Annotated in this window: 29 protein-coding genes; 21 read left to right on the top strand and 8 right to left on the bottom strand. The window is 64.3% G+C overall.

Annotation, left to right across the window (positions count from 1 at the left end; all coding sequences use genetic code 11):
- Window positions 1-382: copper chaperone PCu(A)C (locus tag PMI40_RS12270; protein WP_008115750.1), on the bottom strand; the 382-nt coding region annotated here is incomplete at its 3' end.
- A 185-nt stretch (window positions 383-567) separates the two neighbouring features.
- On the opposite strand from PMI40_RS12270, the gene PMI40_RS12275 reads away from it, so the two are divergent.
- The 4 genes from PMI40_RS12275 (at window position 568) to PMI40_RS12290 (ending at window position 4,448) form a co-directional block, all read left to right on the top strand.
- A complete protein-coding gene (locus tag PMI40_RS12275; protein WP_008115751.1) occupies window positions 568-1,551 on the top strand; it encodes an ABC transporter substrate-binding protein in 984 nt (327 codons plus the stop codon).
- A 138-nt stretch (window positions 1,552-1,689) separates the two neighbouring features.
- A complete protein-coding gene (locus tag PMI40_RS12280) occupies window positions 1,690-2,661 on the top strand; it encodes an ABC transporter substrate-binding protein (RefSeq protein WP_008115752.1) in 972 nt (323 codons plus the stop codon).
- Window positions 2,662-2,758: 97 nt separating this feature from the next.
- Window positions 2,759-3,652, top strand: a complete 894-nt coding sequence (locus PMI40_RS12285; protein WP_008115753.1) for an ABC transporter permease — start codon at window positions 2,759-2,761, stop codon at window positions 3,650-3,652.
- Between the two features lies 1 nt (window position 3,653).
- Window positions 3,654-4,448: an ABC transporter ATP-binding protein gene (locus tag PMI40_RS12290; RefSeq protein ID WP_008115754.1), complete on the top strand. Its 795-nt coding sequence runs from the start codon at window positions 3,654-3,656 to the stop codon at window positions 4,446-4,448.
- 124 nt (window positions 4,449-4,572) lie between these two features.
- On the opposite strand, the gene PMI40_RS12295 is transcribed toward PMI40_RS12290, so the two are convergent.
- Together PMI40_RS12295 and PMI40_RS12300 are read right to left on the bottom strand one after the other, a co-directional pair.
- Window positions 4,573-5,055: a tRNA (cytidine(34)-2'-O)-methyltransferase gene (locus tag PMI40_RS12295; protein ID WP_008115755.1), complete on the bottom strand. Its 483-nt coding sequence runs from the start codon at window positions 5,053-5,055 to the stop codon at window positions 4,573-4,575.
- Window positions 5,056-5,081: 26 nt separating this feature from the next.
- Window positions 5,082-5,942 carry a ComF family protein gene (locus PMI40_RS12300; RefSeq protein ID WP_008115756.1) on the bottom strand — a complete coding sequence of 287 codons (861 nt, stop codon included), beginning with the start codon at window positions 5,940-5,942 and terminating at the stop codon, window positions 5,082-5,084.
- 66 nt (window positions 5,943-6,008) lie between these two features.
- Between PMI40_RS12300 and PMI40_RS12305 the strand changes: the two genes are divergently transcribed.
- From PMI40_RS12305 to PMI40_RS12335, 8 genes are all read left to right on the top strand, one after another.
- Entirely contained in the window at window positions 6,009-6,950 is a 942-nt protein-coding gene (locus PMI40_RS12305) for a methyltransferase domain-containing protein (protein ID WP_008115757.1), read from the top strand.
- Window positions 6,951-7,166: 216 nt separating this feature from the next.
- Window positions 7,167-7,406: a DUF2244 domain-containing protein gene (locus tag PMI40_RS22950; protein WP_008115758.1), complete on the top strand. Its 240-nt coding sequence runs from the start codon at window positions 7,167-7,169 to the stop codon at window positions 7,404-7,406.
- Window positions 7,407-7,414: 8 nt separating this feature from the next.
- On the top strand, window positions 7,415-8,575 hold the full coding sequence (gene coxB / locus PMI40_RS12315) for a cytochrome c oxidase subunit II (protein WP_008115759.1): 1,161 nt from the start codon (window positions 7,415-7,417) through the stop codon (window positions 8,573-8,575).
- Window positions 8,576-8,624: 49 nt separating this feature from the next.
- The gene (gene ctaD / locus PMI40_RS12320) at window positions 8,625-10,232 is read left to right on the top strand and encodes a cytochrome c oxidase subunit I (protein WP_008115760.1); all 1,608 of its coding nucleotides are present in this window, start codon (window positions 8,625-8,627) and stop codon (window positions 10,230-10,232) included.
- A 24-nt stretch (window positions 10,233-10,256) separates the two neighbouring features.
- The gene (locus tag PMI40_RS24380) at window positions 10,257-10,367 is read left to right on the top strand and encodes a cytochrome oxidase small assembly protein (protein WP_008115761.1); all 111 of its coding nucleotides are present in this window, start codon (window positions 10,257-10,259) and stop codon (window positions 10,365-10,367) included.
- Window positions 10,364-10,912, top strand: coding sequence for a cytochrome c oxidase assembly protein (locus PMI40_RS12325; protein ID WP_008115762.1), 549 nt, complete (start codon window positions 10,364-10,366; stop codon window positions 10,910-10,912). The genes PMI40_RS24380 and PMI40_RS12325 overlap by 4 nt, the downstream gene beginning before the upstream one ends.
- On the top strand, window positions 10,905-11,123 hold the full coding sequence (locus PMI40_RS12330) for a DUF2970 domain-containing protein (RefSeq protein ID WP_008115763.1): 219 nt from the start codon (window positions 10,905-10,907) through the stop codon (window positions 11,121-11,123). The genes PMI40_RS12325 and PMI40_RS12330 overlap by 8 nt, the downstream gene beginning before the upstream one ends.
- Before the next feature lie 54 nt (window positions 11,124-11,177).
- The gene (locus tag PMI40_RS12335) at window positions 11,178-12,038 is read left to right on the top strand and encodes a cytochrome c oxidase subunit 3 (RefSeq protein WP_008115764.1); all 861 of its coding nucleotides are present in this window, start codon (window positions 11,178-11,180) and stop codon (window positions 12,036-12,038) included.
- 54 nt (window positions 12,039-12,092) lie between these two features.
- Here the strand turns inward: PMI40_RS12335 and PMI40_RS12340 are convergent, their stop codons facing one another.
- Window positions 12,093-12,293 (bottom strand): twin transmembrane helix small protein, encoded by a 201-nt coding sequence (locus PMI40_RS12340; RefSeq protein ID WP_008115765.1) that lies wholly within the window; start codon window positions 12,291-12,293, stop codon window positions 12,093-12,095.
- Window positions 12,294-12,383: 90 nt separating this feature from the next.
- On the opposite strand from PMI40_RS12340, the gene PMI40_RS12345 reads away from it, so the two are divergent.
- The 5 genes from PMI40_RS12345 to PMI40_RS12365 are packed head-to-tail and all read left to right on the top strand — an operon-like array spanning window position 12,384 to window position 16,370.
- Window positions 12,384-13,106 carry an SURF1 family protein gene (locus tag PMI40_RS12345; RefSeq protein ID WP_040501982.1) on the top strand — a complete coding sequence of 241 codons (723 nt, stop codon included), beginning with the start codon at window positions 12,384-12,386 and terminating at the stop codon, window positions 13,104-13,106.
- On the top strand, window positions 13,093-13,707 hold the full coding sequence (locus PMI40_RS12350) for a redoxin domain-containing protein (protein ID WP_008115767.1): 615 nt from the start codon (window positions 13,093-13,095) through the stop codon (window positions 13,705-13,707). The genes PMI40_RS12345 and PMI40_RS12350 overlap by 14 nt, the downstream gene beginning before the upstream one ends.
- A 54-nt stretch (window positions 13,708-13,761) precedes the next feature.
- Window positions 13,762-14,874, top strand: coding sequence for a heme A synthase (locus tag PMI40_RS12355; RefSeq protein WP_008115768.1), 1,113 nt, complete (start codon window positions 13,762-13,764; stop codon window positions 14,872-14,874).
- 1 nt (window position 14,875) lies between these two features.
- Window positions 14,876-15,769 (top strand): heme o synthase, encoded by an 894-nt coding sequence (gene cyoE / locus PMI40_RS12360; RefSeq protein WP_008115769.1) that lies wholly within the window; start codon window positions 14,876-14,878, stop codon window positions 15,767-15,769.
- Window positions 15,770-15,776: 7 nt separating this feature from the next.
- Window positions 15,777-16,370 carry an SCO family protein gene (locus PMI40_RS12365; RefSeq protein WP_008115770.1) on the top strand — a complete coding sequence of 198 codons (594 nt, stop codon included), beginning with the start codon at window positions 15,777-15,779 and terminating at the stop codon, window positions 16,368-16,370.
- Between the two features lie 78 nt (window positions 16,371-16,448).
- On the opposite strand, the gene rpoH is transcribed toward PMI40_RS12365, so the two are convergent.
- The 4 genes from rpoH to ftsY form a co-directional block, all read right to left on the bottom strand.
- Window positions 16,449-17,348 carry an RNA polymerase sigma factor RpoH gene (gene rpoH, locus PMI40_RS12370; RefSeq protein WP_008115771.1) on the bottom strand — a complete coding sequence of 300 codons (900 nt, stop codon included), beginning with the start codon at window positions 17,346-17,348 and terminating at the stop codon, window positions 16,449-16,451.
- 325 nt (window positions 17,349-17,673) lie between these two features.
- Window positions 17,674-18,597 (bottom strand): permease-like cell division protein FtsX, encoded by a 924-nt coding sequence (gene ftsX / locus PMI40_RS12375; protein WP_008115772.1) that lies wholly within the window; start codon window positions 18,595-18,597, stop codon window positions 17,674-17,676.
- The gene (locus PMI40_RS12380; protein ID WP_008115773.1) at window positions 18,594-19,286 is read right to left on the bottom strand and encodes a cell division ATP-binding protein FtsE; all 693 of its coding nucleotides are present in this window, start codon (window positions 19,284-19,286) and stop codon (window positions 18,594-18,596) included. The genes ftsX and PMI40_RS12380 overlap by 4 nt, the downstream gene beginning before the upstream one ends.
- Window positions 19,287-19,295: 9 nt before the next feature.
- Window positions 19,296-20,432, bottom strand: a complete 1,137-nt coding sequence (gene ftsY / locus PMI40_RS12385; RefSeq protein WP_008115774.1) for a signal recognition particle-docking protein FtsY — start codon at window positions 20,430-20,432, stop codon at window positions 19,296-19,298.
- 152 nt (window positions 20,433-20,584) lie between these two features.
- On the opposite strand from ftsY, the gene PMI40_RS12390 reads away from it, so the two are divergent.
- The 4 genes from PMI40_RS12390 to rsmD all read left to right on the top strand — a co-directional run bounded on the left by PMI40_RS12390 (window position 20,585) and on the right by rsmD (window position 24,684).
- Window positions 20,585-21,955, top strand: coding sequence for a pitrilysin family protein (locus tag PMI40_RS12390; RefSeq protein ID WP_008115775.1), 1,371 nt, complete (start codon window positions 20,585-20,587; stop codon window positions 21,953-21,955).
- Window positions 21,956-22,003: 48 nt separating this feature from the next.
- Window positions 22,004-22,630, top strand: coding sequence for a ParA family protein (locus PMI40_RS12395; RefSeq protein WP_008115777.1), 627 nt, complete (start codon window positions 22,004-22,006; stop codon window positions 22,628-22,630).
- A gap of 64 nt (window positions 22,631-22,694) precedes the next feature.
- Window positions 22,695-24,020: a pitrilysin family protein gene (locus tag PMI40_RS12400; protein ID WP_008115779.1), complete on the top strand. Its 1,326-nt coding sequence runs from the start codon at window positions 22,695-22,697 to the stop codon at window positions 24,018-24,020.
- Between the two features lie 10 nt (window positions 24,021-24,030).
- Entirely contained in the window at window positions 24,031-24,684 is a 654-nt protein-coding gene (gene rsmD / locus PMI40_RS12405) for a 16S rRNA (guanine(966)-N(2))-methyltransferase RsmD (RefSeq protein WP_008115782.1), read from the top strand.
- Window positions 24,685-24,703: the final 19 nt, after the last annotated feature.

Genomic DNA, 24,703 nt, shown 5'->3' on the forward strand with positions numbered 1-24,703 from the left:
CCGCCAGCGGCTTGGCCAGCCCCATCAGCATGATGTGATAGCCGTTGCCTGGCTGCATGCTGATCTTCTGGCCGGGTTTGATTTCCAGCGCGCCGTCGACTGCGCGCATCTTCATCACATTGCCTTCCATGGCCATCGTATGGATCTCGGTGGTCTTGGCCGCCGGTGTGGACAGGGCCACCAGGCGGTCGGCTGCAGTGCCCTTGTTCTCGATGCTGAGATAGGCGCCGCCGGCCGGCTGGCCGGGCACGGTAGCGCGTGCATAGGGGTGGCCGATGTCCAGCTTGCCGACATGGTATTCATGGGCCTGCGCCAAGGCCGGTGCGGCCATTGCCGTTGCCAGGGCCAGTGCCGCCACGCCGTGTTGCATCAACTGCTTCATGTGCATTCCTTTGTGTTGTTCCGTCGCGCCCCCCACGGGCGCCGGGCGATTATAGCAACTGCCGCCATTGAGCCTGGACGTGGGCTCCAGCCCGATAATGACGCCGCGCAAATTGATTGTTGGGGTGCGCTAGGCTAGACTTACCCACTTTTCGCCCATTGGCCACCACTTTCACGAGGCAATCCATGTCCTACTACTCGAGCAACATGACACTGCGCGCGCTGGTTGGCGCATTGACCCTGGCCGCGGTCTGCAGCGCGCCCGCGATGGCGGCCGACAAGTCGGTGGCGGTCACCGCGATCGTCGAGCATCCGGCGCTCGACGCCGTACGTGACGGCGTCAAGGATGAGCTCAAGGACGCCGGCTTCGAGGCCGGCAAGAACCTGAAGTGGGATTACCAGAGCGCCCAGGGCAATACCGGTACCGCGGCCCAGATCGCCCGCAAGTTCGTCGGTGACAAGCCCGACGCGATCGTGGCCATCGCCACGCCGTCGGCGCAGGCGCTGGTGGCCGCCACCAAGACCATCCCGGTGATCTACTCCGGCGTGACCGACCCGGTGGCCGCGCAACTGGTGAAGGACTGGAAGGCTTCCGGCACCAATGTCACCGGCGTGTCCGACGTGCTCGAACTGGACAAGCAGCTCGAACTGATCAAGAAGATCGTGCCGGCGGCCAAGCGCGTGGGCATGGTCTACAACCCGGGCGAAGCCAATTCGGCGGTGGTGGTCAAGGCGTTCAAGGAACTGCTGGGCAAGTCCGGCATGACCCTGGTGGAAGCGGCCGCGCCGCGTTCGGTCGATGTCGGCAGCGCCGCCAAGAGCCTGATCGGCAAGGTCGATGTGATCTATACCAATACCGACAACAACGTGGTGTCGGCCTATGAGGCGCTGGTCAAGGTCGGCAACGATGCCAAGATCCCGCTGGTGGCGTCCGATACCGACAGCGTCAAGCGTGGCGCCATCGCCGCGCTGGGGGTGAACTACTACGACCTGGGCCGCCAGACCGGCAAGGTGGTGGTACGGGTGCTCAAGGGTGAAAAGCCGGGCGACATCGCCTCGGCCACCAGCAGCAAGCTGGAATTGTTCGTCAACACCGGCGCCGCCCAGAAGCAGGGTGTGACACTGTCGCCCGAACTGGTGAAGTCGGCCAAGACGGTCATCAAGCAATAAGTTAAAGTAGCGCCTGCCGCCACCGGCCAAGGGGGCGGCAGCGTAGGGTTTTGCCGGGATTGATCGCGTCAAATTCACGATAAGGGGCCAGGCGACGCCGTCGCCCAGGCCACGACACCACTGAAAGAGGAGAGGACCGTGTTTAAGTTATCCACATCGTTGCGCGCCATTGCAGGCGCGCTGGCGCTGGGCGTCGTGTGCGCCGGTGCCCTGGCGGCCGACAAGGTGGTCGCCATTACTTCCTTCGTCGAACACCCGGCGCTCGACGCCGTGCGCGACGGTACCAAGGACGAACTGATCGCCGAAGGCTTCGAGCCCGGCAAGAACCTCAAGTGGGATTTCCAGAGCGCGCAGGGCAATGCCGGCACCGCCGGCCAGATCGCCAAGAAATTCGTCGGTGACAATCCGGACGCCATCGTGGTGATCGGCACCCCGTCGGCACAGCCGATGGTAGCGTCCACCAAGACCATCCCGGTGGTCTATTCGGCCATTGCCGACCCGATGGCGGCGCAACTGGTCAAGGACTGGAAGCCTTCCGGCACCAACGTCACCGGCCTGTCGCACATGCTCGACCCGGTCAAGCAGGTCGAGATCATCAAGCGCGTGGTACCCAATGCCAAGCGCGTCGGTATCGTCTACAATCCGGGCGAAGCCAATTCGGTCTCGGCGCTCAACAACATCAAGGGCGAGCTGCACAAGCAGGGCATCACCCTGGTCGAGGCTGCCGCGCCCCGTTCGGTCGATGTGGCGCCTGCCGCCAAGAGCCTGATCGGCAAGATCGATGTGATGTACAGCACCACCGACAACAACGTGGTCTCGGTATTCGAGTCGCTGGCCAAGGTCTGCAACGACGCCAGGATCCCGCTGGTGGCGTCCGACACCGGCAGCGTCAAGCGCGGTGCGGTGGCGGCCCTGGGGGTGAACTTCTACGACCTCGGCCGCCAGACCGGCAAGGTCGTGGCGCGTATCCTCAAGGGTGAGAAAGCCGGTGACATCGCGTCGTCCACCAGCAAGAACCTGGAGCTGTACATCAACACCGCCGCCGCCCAGAAGCAAGGCGTGACCCTGGCGCCGGAGTTCCTGAAGTCGGCCACCAAGGTCCTGAACTGAAGACGGGCGCCCGCCCTGGCGGCGGGCGCCCAGCAGAAGACATTCGGCATTTGCGCAACACGCCAATGCCGAATGTGTTTTTTTTGAAAGTCCTGTCATGTCGTTGTATACCCTGTGGGGCGCGCTCGAGATCGGCCTGATCTTCAGCCTGGTCGCCCTCGGAGTGCTGATTTCGTTCCGCATTCTGGTCTTCCCCGATCTCACCGTGGACGGCAGCTTCCCGTTGGGCGGCGCCGTCGCCGCGACCATGATCGCGGCCGGGTTCGATCCCTTCCTGTCGACCTTCGTGGCAATCCTGGCCGGCGCCCTGGCCGGCTTCATCACCGCATGGCTCAATGTGCGCCTGAAGATCATGGACCTGCTGGCCAGCATCCTGATGATGATCGCCCTGTATTCGATCAACCTGCGGGTCATGGGCAAGCCGAATATCCCGCTCATTTCCGAACCGACCATCTTCACCGTGCTCGAGCCGGCGTGGATCCCCGACTACATCGCCCGTCCGCTGATCCTGCTGGTGGTGGTGACCGGTGTCAAATTGCTGCTGGACTGGTTCTTCTCGTCCGAGATCGGCCTGGCCATGCGCGCCACCGGCGCCAATGCGCGCATGGCGCGCGCCCAGGGCATCGCCACCGGGCGCGCCACGCTGGCCGGCATGGCGCTGGCCAACGCACTGGTGGCGTTCGCCGGTGCGCTGTTTGCGCAGACCCAGGGCGGCGCCGACATCTCGATGGGCATCGGCACCATCGTCATCGGCCTGGCGGCGGTGATCATCGGCGAAAACATCCTGCCGGCACGGCGCCTGGTGTGGACCACGCTGGCCGTCATCCTGGGGGCGATCCTGTACCGTTTCTTCATCGCGCTGGCGCTCAACAGCGACTTCATCGGACTGCAGGCGCAAGACCTGAACCTGGTCACGGCGGTGCTGGTGATGCTGGCGCTGGTGCTGCCGATGGGCAAGCGCAAGCTGAAACTGCTCAAGAAGGGAGCCTGAGATGCTCAAAGCCAATGATCTCAAGATCACCTTCAACCCCGGCACGCCGATCGAGAATCCTGCCTTGCGTGGCCTGTCGCTGGAAATCCCTACCGGCCAGTTCGTGGCCGTGATCGGCTCCAACGGCGCCGGCAAGTCGACCTTCCTCAACGCCATCTCGGGCGACCTGCTGATGGATTCGGGCAAGATCGAGATCGACGAGGTCGACGTCACCCGCAAACAGGCGTGGGACCGGGCCGGACTGGTGGCGCGGGTGTTCCAGGACCCGATGGCCGGTACCTGCGAAGCCCTGACCATCGAAGAGAACATGGCCCTGGCGATGGCGCGCGGGCGCCGTCGGGGGTTCAACTTCGCCATTCGCGGCAAGATGCGCGAACTGTTTCGCGAGAAGCTGGCGATCCTCAACCTGGGCCTCGAGAATCGCCTGACCGACCGCATCGGCCTGCTGTCCGGCGGCCAGCGCCAGGCGGTGAGCCTGTTGATGGCGTCGCTGCAGCCATCGCGCATCCTGTTGCTGGACGAACATACCGCCGCGCTCGACCCCAAGACTGCCGCCTTCGTGATGGAACTGACGGCCAAGATCGTCACCGAGAGCAAGCTCACCGCCATGATGGTGACGCACAGCATGCGCCAGGCGCTCGACTATGGCGATCGCACCGTGATGCTGCACCAGGGACGGGTGGTGCTCGACGTGGCCGGCCAGGAGCGCGCCGGGCTGGATGTGCCGGACCTGCTGCGCATGTTCGAGCAGACCCGTGGCGAGAAGCTGGCCGACGACGCATTGCTGCTGGGATAGACAGGCCCTGGCCCGGACCAATGCCGGCCAGGTGAACAAATGCCGTCCGCTTGCACGCCGGACGGCATTTTTTTGTGTTGAACGTCGACCGACCGTTTGCGGCGGCAGCCTGTGCCGCGGCGTCTCAACTACCGCCGGCGTAGCCGTTCTGCCGCCAGGCCTCGTACACCACCACCGCTACCGTATTGGACAGGTTCAGGCTGCGATTGTCGGGCCGCATCGGCAGTCGGATGCGTTGGCCGGGGGCAAACGACTCGCGCAACTGCGGCGCCAGGCCACGGGTTTCGGCCCCGAACACGAAGGTGTCGCCAGGTTGGAAGGCCAACCCCGCGAAGGGCGTCGAGCCGTGGGTGGTCATGGCGAACATGCGCGTGGGGTCGAACAGCGGATCGGCGCGGCGACGCGCCAGGAAGCTGTTCCAGTCGGGATGCACCTGCATGGTGGCGTAGTCGTGGTAATCCAGCCCTGCGCGACGCATCTTGGCGTCGTCGAGCGGAAAGCCGAGCGGTTCGATCAGGTGCAACTGGACGCCGGTATTGGCGCACAGGCGGATGATGTTGCCGGTGTTGGGCGGGATCTCGGGTTCGACCAGTACGACGTGAAACAAATGCTTCTCCAGATGAAAGGGATGGCCTACAAGGCCAGGGTCCGCGCGAAGACCAGGTTGGTCACGCGCTTGGCGCCGTGGCGCTTGAGGATGATGGCCACTTCGTTGAGCGTCTGGCCGGTGGTCATGACATCGTCGACGATACCCACGTGGCGTCCCTTGACGTGGTCCGACAGTCGATAGGGCACGGCAAACGCATTGCGGGTGTTGCGCGCCCGCGCCGACAGTGGCAGGCCGGATTGGGCCTGGGTGTCGCGCACCCGCTCCAGCAATTGCGGATGCAAGTCGATCTCGAGCAGGCGCGACAGCGGCCGAGCGATCTCGAGCGCCTGGTTGAACCCGCGCTCGCGCAGCCTGGCCGTGCCCAGCGGCACCGGTGCCAGCATGGTCGGCAGGGGCAACCGGATGTCGCTGCCCGGCAGCGGGTCGCGCAGCGCCGCGTTGCCGATCAGGTCGGCCAGCAGGGGCGCTACCCGCAGGTCGCCGCCGAACTTCAATGCCAACGCCATCTGGTCGGCCGGGCCGATGTAGTCGGTGGCGACGATGGTGGCGTCGAATGCGGGACGGTCCTTGAGGCAGGCGCCGCAGCGTGGATCCCTGCCGGTCACCGGCATGGGCAGGGCGCATTGCACGCAACGCCGGTGCTGGCGCGTGAAGAAACGCTGGCGGCAAGGTGCGCAGAGGGTATCGCGCCCATCCTGGCCGCACAGCACGCAGCTCGACGGCAACAGGCGGGGCACGCGTGCCAGCGTACGCAGCAGCCAGTTGCGGCCCGGCTTGGCCGCGTTTTTCAGCGCCGCTTTCTGCGCCGCGTTCTGGCGCGCACGCTCGAGCGCGTTCAATGGCGGTTTGCCGGGTGTGGCCGGCTTATGCGGTTTGCTGATCATGGTGCGCCCGGGAAAAAAGGATTTCGACTAAACTACGCGCAATTATCTCACCAGTCCCGCCCGCCGATGTCCGTTGCCCCACCTTCCGCCAGCGCCAAGCTCAGCGCACCGATCGACCTGCCGCTGGTGCGTCGCCATTTCGGCCGGCCCCAGCGGGTGGCGGAGTCGGACTTCCTGCGCCGCGAGGTATCGAACCGGATGCAGGAGCGGCTGGCACTGGTCAGGATCGAGCCGCGCCAGGTCCTGGACGCCGGCTGCGGCGAGGGCGCCGACCTGCCGGTGTTGCAAAAACGCTATCCGCAGGCGCAGGTGCTGGGCCTGGATGGCGCGCTTGGCATGCTCGATGTAGCGGCGCAACATCAGCGCAGTGCACAGTCGTCGCTGGACCGCTTGTTCGGATCGGTCAACCGTTGGCTCGGAACCTCCTCGTCCAACGGCCCGCAGCTGGCCTGCGGCGACTTTGCGCAACTGCCGCTGGCCCCCAACAGCCTGGACCTGGTCTGGTCCAACCTGGCGTTGCACTGGCATCCTCAGCCGGACCGGGTATTTGCCGAATGGCGCCGCGTACTGCGGGTCGAAGGTTTGCTGATGTTTTCCTGTTTCGGGCCCGATAGCCTGCGCGAGGTGCGCTCGGCCTTCGAGCGCATCGATCTTGCGCCGCATACCTTGCCCTTCGTCGACATGCACGATTTCGGCGACATGCTGGTCAATGCCGGCTTCTCCACGCCGGTGATGGATATGGAAACCATCACCGTCACCTACGACACGCCGCAGCGGCTGCTGGCCGATGTCCGCGCCTGGGGCGGCAACCCACTCGAAAACCGGCGCCGCGGATTGCTTTCGCGCAGCCAGTACCAGCATTTGCTGCAGGCCCTGGACGCCATGCGCGCTCGCGACGGCAAGATACCGCTGACCTTCGAGGTGGTCTATGGCCATGCCTTCCGTCCGGTGCCGCGCACCACGGCGGCGGGCGAATCGATCATTCGGCTGGACTTTCCGAGGAAATAAGCGCGGCCGGGGCCGGCTGATGCAACAGTTGTCGACATGTCACCGGGAGGCTGCCTGACGGCTGCTTGATCGTTCGCGGCGTTACCCCTTATACTCAAATGGTTAAAAATATAAAGAGCCGCATAGCGGACACTGCGCGCGCCACGGCGAGTGCATGGTCTACTGGTGGTTCGACCACGAGACACGCTCGACCGACTATGATGCTGGCGAGGTGCTATGGAGACGCGGGAATGGATATTGAAGCGCAATTGCTCGATTGCGCCACGCCGGCAGGCGTGGGTCACCGCAATTTTCTGTACCGTATCGCTGACGAACCTGTCGGCGTTCTTCGTCCAGGGGGCCTGGACCATCCTGATCGTTACCGTCGCTAGATGGGCTGCGTCCGGCGTTGCCGCTGCATGCGCGCCGATCGTGGACTGTCGGTCCAACCAGATTCTTGTCATCGCGGGCTTTTGAGGAAATCCATGAAACATGCGAAGCGCCTTCAGACCTTGACCCTCGGATCATCATTGCTGATGGCGGCCCTGCCGGCCTTGGCGGTGGTTGACAGCCAGGGAGGGCCGGCAGTCATGCAGATGAACTTCCAGCCGCCCGTGACCCGCATTGCCGAGCAGATCTACGACCTGCACACCCTGATGTTGATCATCTGCCTGGTGATCTTCGTGGCGGTGTTTGGCGTGATGTTCTATTCGATCCTCAAGCACCGCAAGTCGCTGGGCCACAAGCCGGCCACCTTCCACGAGAGCACCTACGTCGAGATCGCCTGGACCGTGGTGCCTTTCCTGATCGTCATCGGCATGGCCCTGCCGGCCACCAAGACGGTGGTGGCCATGAAGGACACTTCCAACGCCGACCTCACCATCAAGGTCACCGGCATGCAGTGGAAATGGGGCTACGACTACCTCAAGGGCGAAGGCGAGGGGATCTCTTTCCTGTCCAACCTGGCCACGCCGCGCGAGCAGATCACCGACCCCAGCATCAAGAAGAACGACAACTACCTGCTCGAAGTCGATAATCCGGTGGTGGTGCCGGTCAACAAGAAGGTGCGCATCGTCACCACCGCCAATGACGTGATCCACTCGTGGACCGTTCCCGCCTTCGGCGTGAAGCAGGACGCCATCCCCGGCTTCGTGCGCGACACCTGGTTCCGGGCCGAGAAGATCGGCACCTATCGTGGCCAGTGCGTCGAGCTGTGCGGCAAGGACCACGCCTTCATGCCGATCGTGGTCAACGTCGTCAGCGATGCCGACTACAAGAAGTGGGTCGACCAGAAGAAGAAGGAAATGGCCGCCAGTGCCGATGACCCGAGCAAGACCTGGACCATCGACGAGCTCAAGCAGCGCGGCGAAAAGGTCTACCTGGCCAATTGCGCGGTGTGCCACCAGGCCAGCGGCAAGGGCTCGCCAGGCACCTTCCCGGCGCTAGACGGCGACCCGGTGGTCAACGGCCCGCGCGCGGCGCAGATCAACGTGGTCCTCAACGGCAAGAACGCCATGCCGCCCTGGAAGGGGGTGTTGAACGACACCGAGATCGCCGCCGTGATCACCTACACCCGCAACAGCTGGTCGAACAAGGCGCAGGAAAACATCGTCCAGCCGGCAGAAGTCGTGGCCAGCCGCAAATAACCGAACACGAAGCGCACACCGCATCGCATACCGCATCGGAGACCGCAACATGACCACCACCGTCGACCACGCACCTGCCCATCCGCACGATCCGGGGCACGAGCACGGCCACCATGATCATCCGCACGGCTGGCGGCGCTGGCTGTTGGCCACCAACCACAAGGACATCGGCAGCCTGTACCTGTGGTTCTCGTTCACCATGCTGTTGTCGGGTGGCGTATTGGCCCTGCTGATCCGGGCCGAGCTGTTCCATCCCGGGCTGCAGTTCTTCCGTCCCGAGTTCTTCAACCAGCTCACCACCATGCACGGACTGGTGATGGTGTTCGGCGCCATCATGCCGGCCTTCGTGGGCTTCGCCAACTGGATGATTCCGCTGCAGATCGGCGCCTCCGACATGGCCTTTGCGCGCATGAACAATTTCTCGTTCTGGCTGCTTCCGCCGGCCGCGCTGCTGCTGGCCGGTTCGTTCCTGGCGCCGGGTGGTGCCACCGCCGCCGGCTGGACGCTGTATGCGCCGCTGTCGACCCAGATGGGACCGGGCATGGACATGGGCATCTTTGCCATGCACATCATGGGCGCGTCCTCGATCATGGGTTCGATCAACATCATCGTCACCATCCTCAACATGCGCGCCCCGGGCATGACGCTGATGAAGATGCCGATGTTCTGCTGGACCTGGCTCATCACCGCCTACCTGCTCATCGCCGTCATGCCGGTGCTGGCCGGCGCCATCACCATGACGCTGACCGACCGTCATTTCGGCACCTCCTTCTTCAACGCCGCCGGTGGCGGCGACCCGGTGATGTACCAGCATATCTTCTGGTTCTTCGGCCACCCCGAGGTCTACATCATGATCCTGCCGGCCTTCGGCATCGTCTCGCAGATCATCCCGGCGTTCGCCCGCAAGCCGCTGTTCGGCTATGCGTCGATGGTGTATGCCACGGCCTCGATCGCGATCCTGTCGTTCATCGTCTGGGCCCACCACATGTTCACCACCGGCATGCCGGTGACGGCCCAGCTGTTCTTCATGTACGCCACGATGCTCATTGCGGTACCGACCGGCGTGAAGATCTTCAACTGGATCGCCACCATGTGGCGCGGCTCGATGACCTTCGAGACGCCGATGCTGTTCTCGGTCGGCTTCATCTTCGTCTTCACCATGGGCGGTTTCACCGGGCTGATCCTGGCGGTGACGCCGATCGACATCCAGATGCAGGACACCTACTACGTGGTGGCCCACTTCCACTACGTGCTGGTGGCCGGCTCGCTGTTTGCGCTGTTCGCCGGGTTTTACTACTGGGGCCCGAAGTGGACCGGTTTCATGTACAACGAATGGCGCGGCAAGTTCCACTTCTGGGCGTCGCTGATCACCTTCAACGTCACCTTCTTCCCGATGCACTTCCTGGGCCTGGCGGGCATGCCGCGGCGCTATGCCGACTACCCGGCGCAGTTCACCGACTTCAACATGGTGGCGTCGATCGGGGCCTTCGGTTTCGGCCTGTCGCAGGTGTACTTCCTGTTCTGCGTGGTGATCCCGTCGATCAAGGGCGGCCAGAAGGCCGAGGCCAAGCCTTGGGAGGGCGCCGAGGGACTGGAGTGGACGGTGCCGAGCCCGGCGCCTTTCCATACCTTCGAAGAGCCGCCCATCGTCAAGTAAGCCTTGCACCTCACTGGGGACGCCATGCCTGAACGCAAGAAACCGAACAACGCGCGCACCGGCCTGCTGCTGGCACTGGTGGCGCTGGCGTTCTTCGTCGGTATTTTCATCAACCGCATCTGGTTTGCCAAATGAGCGGCGAACGGCGTGGCCTCGGCCTGAACCGTGTGATGCTGCGCAAGCTGCTGGTGGTGGCGGTATTGATGTTCGGTTTCGGTTACGCGCTGATCCCCTTGTACCGCAAGATCTGCGAAGTGACCGGCGTGAACCTGTTGACGCCGCGCGACGTCACCGCCCAGGCGCCGACCAATACCCAGGTCGACCGCTCGCGCACGGTGACCATCGAGTTCGATGGCAATGCGCAAGGCCCGTGGCGCTTCCGGCCCACGGTCAGCAGCATGAAGGTGCATCCGGGCGAGATGGTGCAGGTGACCTATGAGGTGGTCAACACCCAGGCGCGCAATGTCGACGCCCAGGCCATCCCCAGCTATGCGCCGCAGCAATCGGCGGCCTTCTTCAAGAAGGTCGAGTGCTTTTGCTTTACCCAGCAGACCCTGGGACCGAACCAGGCCAAGCAGATGCCGGTGGTGTTCTACATCGATCCCGGCTTGCCGCGGGAGGTCAGCACCATCACGCTGTCGTACACCTTCTTCGAGATCGGTGGCCGCGGCAATGGATGATCTGAAGCAGGCCAGCCGCCGCCGCGCATCGTTCGGCGCCACCATGAAGGCGGTGCTGTGGTCGTTCTTCGGCGTGCGCGGCAAGCGCGGCTACGAGCAGGATGCGGCGCGGCTGAACCCGTTGCATGTGCTCATTGCCGGGGTGATCGCAGCAGCCCTGTTGGTGCTGGGCCTGTTGCTGGTGGTCAAGCTGGTGTTGGCGCAGGCTTAATGGATGCAGGCACGATAGATCAGGTATACCTCGAAACCGAATCGGGAGAAGCACATGAGTTCACAGCAAGCCAAGGCGCCGTACTACTTCGTTCCGGGGCCATCGCGCTGGCCACTGCTGGCTGGCATCTCGATGCTGGTCACCATGATCGGGGCATCGGCCTGGGTCAATGGCGCCGCCTGGGCGCCGTATGTCAACCTGGTCGGTATCCTGATGGTGCTGGTGGTGCTGTACTACTGGTTCGGCGAGGCCATCCACGAATCCGAATCGGGCCTGTACGGAGAACGTATCGACCTGTCCTATCGCTGGAGCATGAGCTGGTTCATCTTCTCCGAGGTGATGTTCTTCGCCGCCTTCTTCGGTGCGTTGTTCTACGCCCGCAGCATCACCATGCCCTGGCTGGCGGACCTCGACCACAAGGTGCTGTGGCCCGAATATACCGGGCAGTGGGGCGGCACCGGGCCGGCCGGTACCATCGAAAGCTTCAATGTCATGGGACCGTTCCCGATCCCCACCATCAATACCTTGCTGCTGCTGAGCTCGGGCGTGACGCTGACCCTGTCGCACCACGCCCTGCGCGCCGGCCATCGACGCGCCACCTCGGTATGGCTGTTCCTGACCATCTTGCTGGGCGCGATCTTCATGGGCTTCCAGGCCTATGAATACATCCATGCCTATAGCGAGCTGAACCTGAAGCTGACCTCGGGCATCTATGGGTCGACCTTTTTCATGCTGACCGGCTTTCACGGCTTTCACGTGACGATGGGGGCGATCATGCTGTCGGTGGTGCTGTATCGGCACTTGCGTGGCCATTTCACACCTACCAATCATTTCGCCTTCGAGGGCGCAGCCTGGTATTGGCACTTCGTCGACGTGGTGTGGCTGGGGCTGTACGTGGTGGTGTACTGGCTCTAGCGCAACGGCGGCGTCGGCGCCCGTCACGAGCCGCACCTGGGGTGCGGCTTTTTTTTAGCGGATGCCGGTGGGCTGGATCCAGCCCAGCTTGTAGCACAGCAGGATCAGCAGGAACAGGCCCACCGACAGGCCCACGCGCCAGGTCAGCGCCTGTACCGTGCGGTTGCTCTTGCCCTTGTCGCGCATCAGGAATATCAACGCCGACGCCAGGCTGGCGAGGATCAGGATGAAGGCAATCGCGACGAAGATTTTCATACGGGTAAAATCCTTCTGTCTCCTGCCGCGCCTGGTCGCCGGGCGGGGCGATTGCTGACGCGACTGTTTAAATATTTTCCGGCCATTGTAATGCCAATCAGATTCCGAATTCGCTGGGTACCGTTGTGCGCCACCTTGATGGTCGCGGCCGCCGGCGTCATGCTGGGCCAGTGGCAGAGTCGTCGCGCCGAAGAAAAGACCGAGATCCAGCAGCGCCTGGAGTCGCGCGCCAGGCAGGCGCCCCTGCTGGCCCTGCCGCCCGACAGCGCGCTCGACCAGGCCGAGTTCCGGCAGGTGCTGCTGGCGGGCCGGTTCATCCCGCAATGGAGCATCTATCTCGAGAACCGGCCGCATGCCGGGGTCAGCGGGTTTCATGTGCTGATGCCGTTCAGGATAGCGGGCTCGGACCAGGTGGTCATGGTGGGACGAGGCTGGGCACCGCGCGACGCGGTCGATCGCACCCGCCTGCCGCAGGTGCGCACGCCCGCCGGCGAGGTCCGGATACAGGGCGTGCTGCGGCGGGGCGCCGGTCATGTGCTCCAGTTGGGGCAGCCCGATACGCCACGGCCGGGGGCGATCCTGCAGAATCTGGATATCGTGGCGCTGGCCGAGGCCAGCGCGCTGCCGCTGTCGACGGCGGTCATCGAGCAGACCGGTGCGTCCGACGATGGGCTGGTGCGCGACTGGCCGCTACCATCGCTGGGCGTCGACCGCCACCGCGCCTATGCATTGCAGTGGTACGCACTGGCGGCGATGGCGTTGATTTTTTTCCTTGTGACGGGATTCAAGCGTGGACGCAATGACAAAGCCTGAAGCAGTATCGGATGCAGACCAGGGGCGTCGCCGGCGCGGGCGCTGGAAGTTGTTGCTGGTGGTGGCCGTGTGCGCCGCGCCGATGATCGCATCCTATCTCACCTATTACGTCATCAAGCCGCAAGGGCGCAACAACTACGGGACCCTGATCGATCCCCGGCAACATCCGATCCCCGACCTGGGCAGCACGGCGCTGGACGGCCATCGGGCGGGCCTCGAGGATTACCGGGGCAAGTGGGTCATGCTGCAGGTCGATCGCGGCGACTGTACCGAGGTTTGTCGCAACAAGCTGTTCACCATGCGCCAGCTCAGATTGATGCAAGGTAAGGAAATGGACCGCATCGAGCGCGTCTGGCTGATCGTCGACCGCGAGCCGGTGCAGACCATGCTGATACGCGAATTCGACGGTACCGACATGCTGCGGGTGGATGCGGCGCGCCTGCGCTCCTGGCTGCCGGTGGAGGCGACCACCATGGCCGAGGATCATATCTACCTGATCGACCCGCTGGGCAACCTGATGCTGCGCTTTCCGAAGGATCCCGATCCGGGGCGCATGAAGAAGGACATCTCCAAGCTGCTGCGGGCCTCGGCCATCGGTTGACGGCCCGGGGCCGGGGCCGGACATGACGATTTTTCTAGGGAAGAGATTCAAACGATGTTGATTCAATTGGGCCTGATGGGCCTCCTGGTGGCGCTGATCCCGCTGACGCTGGTGTGGGTCTCCAACGACGCCAACAAGTACCGCAAGCTGGTGTGGGTGACGCTGTTCCTGACCTTCGACCTGATCATGTTCGGCGCTTTCACGCGCCTGACCGATTCCGGCCTGGGATGCCCGGACTGGCCGGGTTGCTATGGTCATTCCAACCCGTTGTTGGCACACGAGCATATCAGCGCCGCCCAGGAGGCCATGCCGACCGGGCCGGTGACGGTGGCCAAGGCCTGGATCGAGATGACGCACCGCTACCTGGCCATGGCGGTCGGGGTGCTGATCATCACCATGGTGGCGATCGCCTGGCAGCGCTGGCTCAAGTCGCGCCGCACCGCGCGCGACTTCCGCCCCGGCTTTCCCACCGCGCTGTTGGGTTTCGTATGCCTGCAGGGCGCCTTCGGGGCCTGGACCGTAACCATGAAGCTGCAACCGGTGATCGTTACCATCCACCTGTTGCTGGGCCTGACCCTGCTGGCGATGCTGGCGTGGATGGCGGCGCGCCAGGAGACCCACCTGCCGCTGACCCGGGTGGGACGGTCGCTGGCCGCGCCGGCCACCGTCGGCCTGCTGTTGCTGGTGCTGCAGGTGGCCCTGGGCGGCTGGGTCAGCACCAATTATGCAGCGCTGGCCTGCAGCGACTTTCCATTGTGCAATGGCCAGCTGGTGCCAGACATGGACTTCGAGCACGGTTTCACACTCTGGCGTCACCTGGGCATGACGGCCGCAGGCGACTACCTGCCGTTCCAGGCGCTCACGGCGATCCACTGGGTGCACCGCAGTTTTGCCTTTGTCGTGATCTTGTATGTTGTATGGCTGGCACACCGGGCAATGCGCGATGGCGGACTGCGTCGCACCGCCCGCTGGCTCTTGCTGGTCATCGGTTTGCAGCTGGCCACCGGGCTCGCCACCATCTATTTCAACTGGCCGCTGGCCATTGCCGTGGTGCACAACGGCGGTGCGGCGCTGCTGGTGCTGTTACTGGTCATGTTAAACTACAAGGCTAGATTCGCTCCCGTTGGCGCCGCCAGCCCGGACGATGCGCCAGCCGCTGCCACCTGACATGACCACTCTGACTGCCCAACCCAATCGTATTGCCCAGTACTGGGCGCTGACCAAGCCACGCGTGACGCAGCTGGCCGTGTTCTGTGCCGTGATCGGCATGTTCCTGTCGTCGCCCGAGTTGCCGGATTGGCGCAAGGTGGTATTCGGCACGCTGGGGATCTGGCTGCTGGCCGGGGCGGCATTCGCCATCAACTGCCTGGTCGAGCGCGAGATCGACTCGCGCATGGCCCGTACCGCGCGGCGCCCGATGGCGCGCGGCGAGATCACGGTACCGCAGACGCTGGTGTTTTCGGGCGTGCTGGGCGGCCTGGGGATGTGGGTGCTGTATGCGCTGGTCAATCCGCTGACCATGTGGCTGACCTTTGCCACCTTCCTCGGCTACGCCATCATCTACACCATCCTGCTCAAGCCGGCGACGTCGCAGAACATCGTCATCGGCGGCCTGGCCGGCGCCATGCCGCCGGCGCTGGGCTGGGCGGCCATGGCCAATGACGTGCCGATGCAGGCATGGGTGCTGGTGATGATCATCTTCATCTGGACCCCGCCGCATTTCTGGGCGTTGGCCATGTACCGTCGCGACGACTACGCCAGGTCGGGCCTGCCGATGTTGCCCATCACGCACGGCATGGAAGTGACCAAGCTGCATATCCTGATGTACACCATCGCCCTGGTGGCCACCACCATGCTGCCGTTTGCCATCGGCATGAGCGGCCTGATCTACCTGGGTACGGCCATCGTGCTGGACGCGATCTTCTTCTGGTTCTCGTGGCAGATCTATCGGCACTACACCGACCTGGTCGCCCGTCGCGCGTTCGCCTACTCGATCATCTACCTGTCGATCCTGTTCGCGGTGCTGCTGGTGGACCATTATTTCCTGTTCCGTACCTTCTGATTAAGCGATGATCAAGCCAATCCTGAGGGCCATGCTGCTGGCCGCCTGCACCACGCTGCTGGTGGCATGCGGCCCCTCCAAGCCCGAGGCCAAGTTCAACAACACCGATGTCACCGGGCTCGACTACGCCAAGGACTTCGCGCTGACCGACCACAACGGCACGCCGCGCACCCTGGCCGACTTCAAGGGCAAGGTGGTGGTCATGTTCTTCGGCTATACCCAATGCCCCGACGTCTGCCCCACCACCATGGTGGAAATGGCCAACGTGATGAAGGAACTGGGGGCCGACGCCGAGCGCGTGCAGGTATTGTTCGTCACCGTCGATCCCGAGCGCGATACGCAGCAGATCCTGTCGCAGTACGTGCCGGCGTTCGACAAGCGCTTCCTCGGCCTGCGCGGCGACGCGGCCGCCACCGAGAAGGTCGGCCGCGAATTCAAGGTGTTCTACCAGAAGGTGCCGGGCAAGGAGCCGGGCAGCTATACCATGGACCATACCGCTGGCAGCTACGTGTTCGACCCGCAGGGGCACATCCGGCTGTTCGTCAAGCATGGCCAGGGGCCGCAGACGCTGACCCACGATATCAAGTTGCTGTTGTCCTGATCCGGCCGCCCCGGATGCGGAAAAAGGAAAAGGCACCCGAGGGTGCCTTTTCTGTTTGCTGCGAATAAATGTCGCCAATCAGGAAAACGCCTGCAGCGAGGTCTTCATCTTCTTCAGCGCCACCGCTTCGATCTGGCGGATACGCTCGGCCGAGACGCCGAATTCGTCGGCCAGCTCGTGCAGCGTGGCGCCTGAGCCGTCGTCGTTGGCCAGCCAGCGCGCTTCGACGATGCGACGCGAGCGGTCGTCCAGCTTGGACAGTGCAGCTTCCAGTCCTTCGGACTGCATGCGATCGTACTGCTTGGCTTCCATTACGCGGGTCGGCTCCGAGCTCTCCGAAGACAGGTACGCGATCGGTGCGAACTTGTCATCTTCATCGTCGGTGGGCGACTCCAGCGCGATGTCGCGACCCGACAGGCGGGTTTCCATCTCGATCACTTCTTCGCGCTTGACGTCGAGCGTCTTGGCCAATGCATCGACCTGGGCCGGTGTCATGGTGTCCAGGCCCGACTTGTGGCTGCGCAGGTTGAAGAACAACTTGCGCTGGGCCTTGGTCGTGGCGACCTTCACCAGGCGCCAGTTCTTCAGGATGTACTCGTGGATCTCGGCCTTGATCCAGTGCATCGCGTACGACACCAGGCGCACGTTCTGGCCCGGATCGAAACGCTTGACCGCCTTCATCAGGCCGATATTGCCTTCCTGGATCAGGTCGGCGTGCGGCAGGCCATAGCCCAGGTAACCGCGGGCGATCGACACTACCAGGCGCAAGTGGGACAACACCATCTTCTGGGCCGCGCCCAGGTCATTGTTGTCGCGCAACTTGCGAGCCAGGCTCATTTCTTCTTCGTGAGTCAGCATCGGCAGGCGATTGACTGCCGAGATATATGCATCGATATTGCCCAGGGTGCCGGAAAAACCGAGCGCGAGCGCATTGGACTCGACCGGCATGAGTGCAGTTTGTGCAGACGCAGATTTCATTGATTTCTCCTTTGGTCCCGACGGAAAGCCACGTACGGATGGCGGTAATGCTAAAACTGGAGCATTTCGATAAGGTATTCTAGCACTCGTCAATTGAGAGTGCTAATTGCAGTTTTGGAAGGCCCCGATAGACTCGCTCTATTGCAATTCTGATAACGATTGCATTCATCCCTGCCATCTTAGAAGCAATTCGAGAAACAAAGTTGCGATGGCGGTCAAATGCGGCCGCAAAAAGGTGTAACAAAGTTTGCAGCCGGTCGGCATCATCCGCCAGATCCAGAAGGGCGGCCGAAGATGCGGTACAGCCGCCGCAGCAGCAGCCAGCTCAGCCCATGCGTGCCAGGTGGCGCCGTACCGAGATCATGGCCCCCAGCAAGCCCAGCAGGGCGCTGGTGGCCAGCAGCAGGGCAATGGCCACCGGGCTGGGCAGCGCCAGCTGGAATTCGGACGCATACAGGTGCGCAAAATCGATGATGGCGGCGTTCAGCGGCTGCTGCGCGGCCACCACCAGGCCCAGCGCCACCACGCCCGCGCACAGGCCCAGCAAGGCGCCCGTGTAGTAGAAGGGGCGGTGGATGAAGGACCGGGTCGCGCCCAGCAGGCGCGATACCTCGATCTCTTCGCTCTGGGTCATCACCTGCAGGCGGATGGTATTGAACACCACCGCCACCACCACCGCGCCCAGCGTCATGCCCAGGAACAGCAGCACCAGGCGCAAGATGCGCAGCAGCGCAGCCAGGCGCTTGACCCAGGCCGAGTCGATCTGCACCGACTCCACGCCCGGCTGGTCCTTGAGCTTGCCGGCGATGTCATCGACGCGACCGGCGTCCATGGCGTTCTCGAAGCCGGGCAGGCGCAGCACATAGCTGTCGGGCAAGGGGTTGCTGCCCAGCGTGGCCAGGACGTCGCCCATGCCGCTCTTGTTCTTGAGCGCGTCGAAGGCCTTTTCGCGGGGGACGAATTCGGTCTTGCCCACCGTATCGCTCTGCTTGAGTACCTGTTCGATGGTGCGGCCCATGGCCTGGGCCGTCTCGCGGCTGGCGTCGAGCTTCATGAAGATGCTGATCTCGGGCTCGACCGACATCTGTTCGGAAATCGGACGTACGTTTTCCAGTGCCGACAGGCCGGCGAACGGCAGCGCCAGCGCGATCGACACCACCAGTACGTTGAGCAGGAAGTTGCCTGGCGAGCGCAGCAGGTGGCGCAGGGCGTCGGCCATCGCGGCCAGGTGTTGGCGCAACCAGTTCATGGCGATACCTCGACCGGGTTGGCCACGCCGTTATGCCAGCCGTCGACGATGCGTCCCTGGTCCAGGTAGACGATGCGGTCGGCGCCGGTCAGGTATTGCTCGTCATGGGTCGAGATGAGGCAGGTCACGCCCACGCCGTGGAACGACTTCAATGCCGCCAATACCTTGTTGGCATTGGCGCGGTCGAGGTTGGCGGTCGGTTCGTCGGCCAGGATGATCTGCGGACGGTTGACGATGGCGCGGGCGATGGCCACCCGTTGCTGCTCGCCGCCCGACAGCTCCTGCGGCTCCGAGCCAGCCTTGTCGAGCAGGTCGACCTTGTCGAGGGCGGCGCGGGCCCGGCGCTCGGCGTCGGCGCGCGAGGCGCCGGTGACGATCAGGGGCAACATCACGTTGGCCAGCAGGTTGCGGTCCAGCAGCAGTCGCTGCTGCTGGAAGATCAGTCCCAGGTTGCGGCGCAGGTAGGGCAGGCCGGAGGCCTTGATGGCGCCGATGTCCTGGCCATTGACCGACAGGCTGCCGGCGCTGGGGCGCTCGATGGCTGCGATCATCTTCAGCAGCGTCGACTTGCCGGCACCGGAAGGTCCGGCCAGGAACAGCAGTTCGCCTTTCTGCACCGACAACGAAATGTCGCGCAGGGCGTACACCTCGCGCGCATATTGCTTGGATACCCGGGAAAATTCGATCATCTATGGTTTTCAGCTCAGCAAGGCGTCGACGAATTCGGTGGCGTCGAACGGCTGCAGATCCTCGATCTGCTCGCCCACGCCGATGAAATACAGCGGCACCGGGCGGGTCTTGGCGATGGCGGCCAGGATGCCGCCCTTGGCGGTGCCGTCCAGCTTGGTCACCACCAGCCCGGTCAGTCCCAGGGCGTCGTCGAAGGCCTTGACCTGGGCCAGCGCGTTCTGGCCGGTATTGCCGTCGATCACCAGCAGGATCTCGTGCGGCGCCGAGGCCATGCCCTTGGCAATGACCCGCTTGATCTTCTTGAGTTCATCCATCAGGTGCAACTGGGTGGGCAGGCGTCCGGCGGTGTCGATCATCACCACGTTGGTGCCGCGTGCCTGGGCCGAATGCACGGCATCGAATGCCACCGCCGCCGGGTCGCCGGATTCCTGGGCGATCACCGAGACGTTGTTGCGCTCGCCCCAGACCGCCAGCTGTTCGCGCGCGGCGGCGCGGAAGGTGTCGCCGGCGGCCAGCAGCACCGATTGCTGGTGCGCCTGCAGGTGCAGCGCCAGCTTGCCGATGGTGGTGGTCTTGCCGGCGCCGTTGACGCCGGCGATCATCATCACCAGCGGCTGTTCGCGGCCCAGCACCAGCGGCCGTTGCAACGGCCGCAGCAACTCGATGAGCAGTGCCCGCAGGGCCGTGCGTACCTGGGCCGCCTCGGTCAGGCGTTCGGCCTTGACCTTTTTCTTGAGCTCGTCGAGCAACCAGCGGGTGGCGTCGACCCCGGCGTCCGACACCAGCAGCGCCGACTCGAGTTCTTCATAGAGATCGTCATCGATGCGGGCACCGACGAACAAGGTGGTCAGGTTGCTGGATGTCTTGGACAGCCCCGACTTGAGCCGCGTCAGCCAGGACCGCTTGGCTTCGGGAGCCGGTGCGGGCGCAGGCACGATGTCGGCTTCGGCCTCCTCGATGGCGGCGGCCGCGGCCAGCGCCGCCGGGGTAGGCACGTCGAGTACGACCGGCGCGGTGGCAGCCGGGCTGGGGACAGGGGCGGGGGATGCGGCGGGAGCGGCGGGTGTCTCGGGGGCCGTCGGGGGCGTCAGCGGCACTTCCGGCTGGGCTTCCGGCTTCGGCTTTCTCTTGAAGAAACTGAACATCGGGTGGCGTATGGGTCTGTTGGGTGACGACAGCGGCGCGGGCGGGTCTGGCATGCCCTGACAAGCGCATGGGACAGGTTACAATTGCCCGTCCATAAGACCTGAGCGGCAGCCTGGGTCGAAGAATCCCGCATTTTATCAGAGCCCAGCCCATGAATTTGAAGATCACAGCAATCCTGGCCGTCGGCCTTTTCGGTATGTGCGCCGCCCTGGCGCAGGCGCAAACGGCCCGCGAGTTCGTACTCGGCAATGGCATGAAGGTGGTGGTCAAGGAAGACCGGCGCGCCCCGACCGCGGTGCAGATGGTCTGGTACAAGGTGGGCTCGATGGATGAGCTCAACGGCACCACCGGCATCTCGCACGCGCTGGAACACATGATGTTCAAGGGCACCATCAAGCACAAGGTGGGCGAATTCAGCCGCCTGGTGGCCGAGATGGGCGGGCGCGAGAACGCCTTCACCGCCAACGACTACACCGCCTATTTCCAGCAGATCGAGAAGTCGCACCTGGAAGCCATCATGGCGCTGGAGGCCGATCGCATGGCCAACCTGCAGTTCGATGCCGCCGAGTTCTCCAAGGAAATCCGGGTCGTCATGGAAGAGCGCCGCTGGCGCACCGACGACCAGCCGATGGGCTTGCTCAACGAAGCGCTCAACGCCGTCGCCTGGACCGCGCATCCCTACCACCACCCGGTGATCGGCTGGATGGACGATCTCGACAACATGAAGGTGCAGGACCTCGCCGCCTGGTATCGCCAATGGTATGCGCCCAACAACGCGACCCTGGTGGTGGCTGGCGACGTCGATGCCGAGCGCGTGCTGGCGCTGGCCAGGAAATACTTCGGCAAGATCGCCGCCCGCCCGCGCCCGGCCAGCCGGCCCCAGAACGAGCCGCAGCAGCTGGGGCTGCGTCGGGTGACGGTCAAGGCGCCGGCCGAGAACCCCTATGTGGTGCTGGGATTCAAGGTGCCCGCGCTGCGCCAGGTGGAGCAGGACCAGGAGGCGTATGCCCTCGATGTACTCTCGGCAGTGCTCGACGGCTATGAAAACGCGCGCCTGACCGCCAACCTGGTGCGTACCGGCAACAAGGCCACCAGCGTCGGCGCCAGCTACATGGGCGTGGCCCGCGGGCCGGTCATGTTCACGCTGGAGGGGACCCCGGCCGAGGGCGTGAGCAGCGAGCAGCTCGAAGCGCTGCTGCGCGGCGAAGTCGCCCGCATCGCCAGCGAAGGCGTATCCGAGCAGGAGTTGCAGCGGGTCAAGACGCAATTGATCGCCGCCCAGGTCTACAAGCGCGATTCGGTGTTCGGCCAGGCCATGGAGATCGGCATGATGGAAACCACCGGCATCGGGCAACGCAATATCGAGCGCATCATCGACCGCCTCAAGACGGTCACGCCGGCCCAGGTGCAGGCGGTGGCCGCCAAGTATTTCAAGGACGACAACCTGACCGTTGCCACGCTGGTGCCGCTGCCGTTGGAGGGCAAGAAGCCGAGCCCGCCGCCGGCCGGCCTGTTGCACTGACGGCCGGTCTCGTCTTGCTACGGTTCGCTGTTCTTCACGGAGAAAAACATGCCTGTCATCGTCGTGGCCAATCCCAAGGGAGGTGTCGGCAAGACCACCTTGTCGACCAACCTGGCGGGGTATTTCGCCAGCCAGGGGCATGGCGTGCTGCTGGGCGATATCGACCGCCAGCAATCCGCCCGCGCCTGGCTGGCCCTGCGCCCGCCGCAAGCGCGCCCGATCACCACCTGGGAGGTCAGCGAGGACTATATCGCCAAGCCGCCCAAGGGCACGTCGCATGTGGTGCTCGATACGCCGGCCGGCTTGCACGGCTGGCGCCTGGGGGATGCCCTGAAGATGGCCGACAAGATACTGGTGCCGCTGCAGCCGTCGATCTTCGACATCCTCGCCACCCAGGATTTCCTGCGTCGCCTGGCCGATGAAAAGGCGGTGCGCGAAGGCCAGATCGATGTCGGCATCGTCGGCATGCGGGTCGACGCACGTACCCGCTCGGCCGAGCAGTTGCATCGTTTCATCGATGGCCTGAAGCTGCCGGTGCTGGGATACCTGCGCGACACGCAGAATTACGTCCAGCTCGCCGCGCACGGCCTGACCCTGTGGGATATCGCACCCTCGCGTGTGCAGCGCGACCTCGACCAGTGGCAGCCGGTGCTGCAGTGGGTAGAAAAGAAGTAACACGGCTGATGCAGTGCCGGACGCGGCGCTGCGGCCTGATTGCCATCCATTTTCCTTGAGCCTCATGAAAAAAATCCTTGCCCTGTTGTTCCTTTCCTTCTGCGTCACGGCGCCAGCGATGGCGGCTTTGCAGATCGAGTCCTGGACCCTGCCCAATGGCGCGCGTGTGCTGTTCGTGTCGAACCACAGCATTCCGATGCTCGACGTCAGCGTCCAGTTCGACGCCGGCCAGCGGCGCGACCCTGCCGGACGCGCCGGCCTGGCCGAATTGACGGTGGCCAGCCTGAGCCGCGGTGTGGCCGGCGGTGGGCGCGAGCTGTCCGAGGCGCAGATCCTCGACGGCTTCGCCGACGTCGCCGCCGAGCGCAATATCGGCGCCGGCCAGGACCGTGCGGGCGTCACCCTGCGTACGCTGTCGTCGGCCACCGAGCGCGATACGGCCGTCACCCTGCTGGCGCGCACGCTGGCGCACCCCAGCTTTCCGCAGGCCGGCCTCGACCGCGACAAGGCCCTGGCCATCGCCGGCATCCGCGAAGAACTCACCAAGCCCGAATCGATTGCCGAGAAGGCCTTCATGCAAGCCATCTACGGCAGCCATCCGTATGCCGTCGATGCCACCGAGGCCAGCGTGCAGGCCATCGGTCGCGACGATGTGGTGGCTTTCCATCGTACTCACTATGTCGCCAATGGCGCAGTCATCTCGATGATCGGCGACATTACCCGTGCCCAGGCCGAGCAGATCGCCGTCGAGTTGACCCGGGACCTGCCGCAGGGCGCGACACTGCCGGCACTGCCCCCGGTGGCCGCGCCGCGTGGCGGCGAACAGCGCATTGCGCACCCGGCGTCGCAGTCGCATATCCTGATCGGGGCGCCGGCACTCAAGCGCGGCGATCCGGACTTCTTCGCCTTGACCGTCGGCAACTACATCCTGGGCGGCGGCGGTTTCGTCTCGCGCCTGACCGACGAGGTGCGCGAGAAGCGCGGCCTGACCTATAGCGTCTACAGTGGCTTCTCGCCGCTGGCCCAGCCGGGGCCGTTCCAGATCGGACTGCAGACCAAGAAGGAGCAGACCGGCGAAGCCCTGAAGGTGGTGCGCGCCACGCTGGCGCGCTTCCTCGAGGAAGGCCCGACGGCGGCCGAGATGAAGGCGGCCAAGGACAACCTGGCCGGCGGCTTTGCGCTGCGTATCGACAGCAATGCCAAGTTGATCGAGAACCTGTCGGTGATCGGGTTCTACCAGCTGCCGCTGGATTATCTCGACCGCTGGATCGACCAGGTCAAGGCCGTCAGCGTCAAGGATGTGCGCGCCGCGTTCGCCCGTCATATCCATGCGGCCGAGCTGGCCACGGTGGTGGTGGGTGACGCCGATACCCCGACCGCCGCCAAGTGAAGGGGCAGGCATGAAGCAGACGCAAGCAAAGCGCGGCGCGGGCAGGCCCGCCGCGCCCCGGGTGGTGCCCCGCCAGGTCCGGATCATCGGCGGCCAGTGGAAACGCACACCGTTGCCGGTACTGGACGCCGAAGGCCTGCGGCCCACGCCGGACCGGGTGCGCGAGACCGTGTTCAACTGGCTTACGCACCTGCTGGACGGCAACTGGGAAGGTGTCGACTGCCTGGACCTCTTCGCCGGCTCCGGCGCGCTGGGTTTTGAAGCGGCCAGTCGCGGCGCGGCGCAAGTGACGATGGTGGAACTGGGCACGGCAGCGGTACGCCAGCTCGAAGCCACGCGCGACAAGCTGCGTGCCACCCAGGTCAGCGTGCAGCGCGCCGATGCGCTCTCGGCGGTGCGCAACCTGGCGCAGCACCGCGCCGGCCGATTCCAGCTGGTGTTCGTCGATCCGCCCTACAACGGCGGCTGGCTCGAGAAGATGTTGCCGCTGTGCCAGCCTTTGCTGGCGCCGCGGGGCCTGGTCTACGCCGAGGCCGAGTTTGCGCTCGACGGCGACGATGCGCCGCGATGGATGGACGATTGGGAGGTACTGCGCTCAGACAAGGCGGGGATGGTCTTCTATCATTTATTGCAACGCAAAAGTGCCCGGGGAATTGAGGCATAATGCGCGTTCTGATTGATTT

The sequence above is a fragment of the Herbaspirillum sp. YR522 genome (assembly GCF_000282575.1).
Taxonomy (GTDB): domain Bacteria; phylum Pseudomonadota; class Gammaproteobacteria; order Burkholderiales; family Burkholderiaceae_D; genus Herbaspirillum.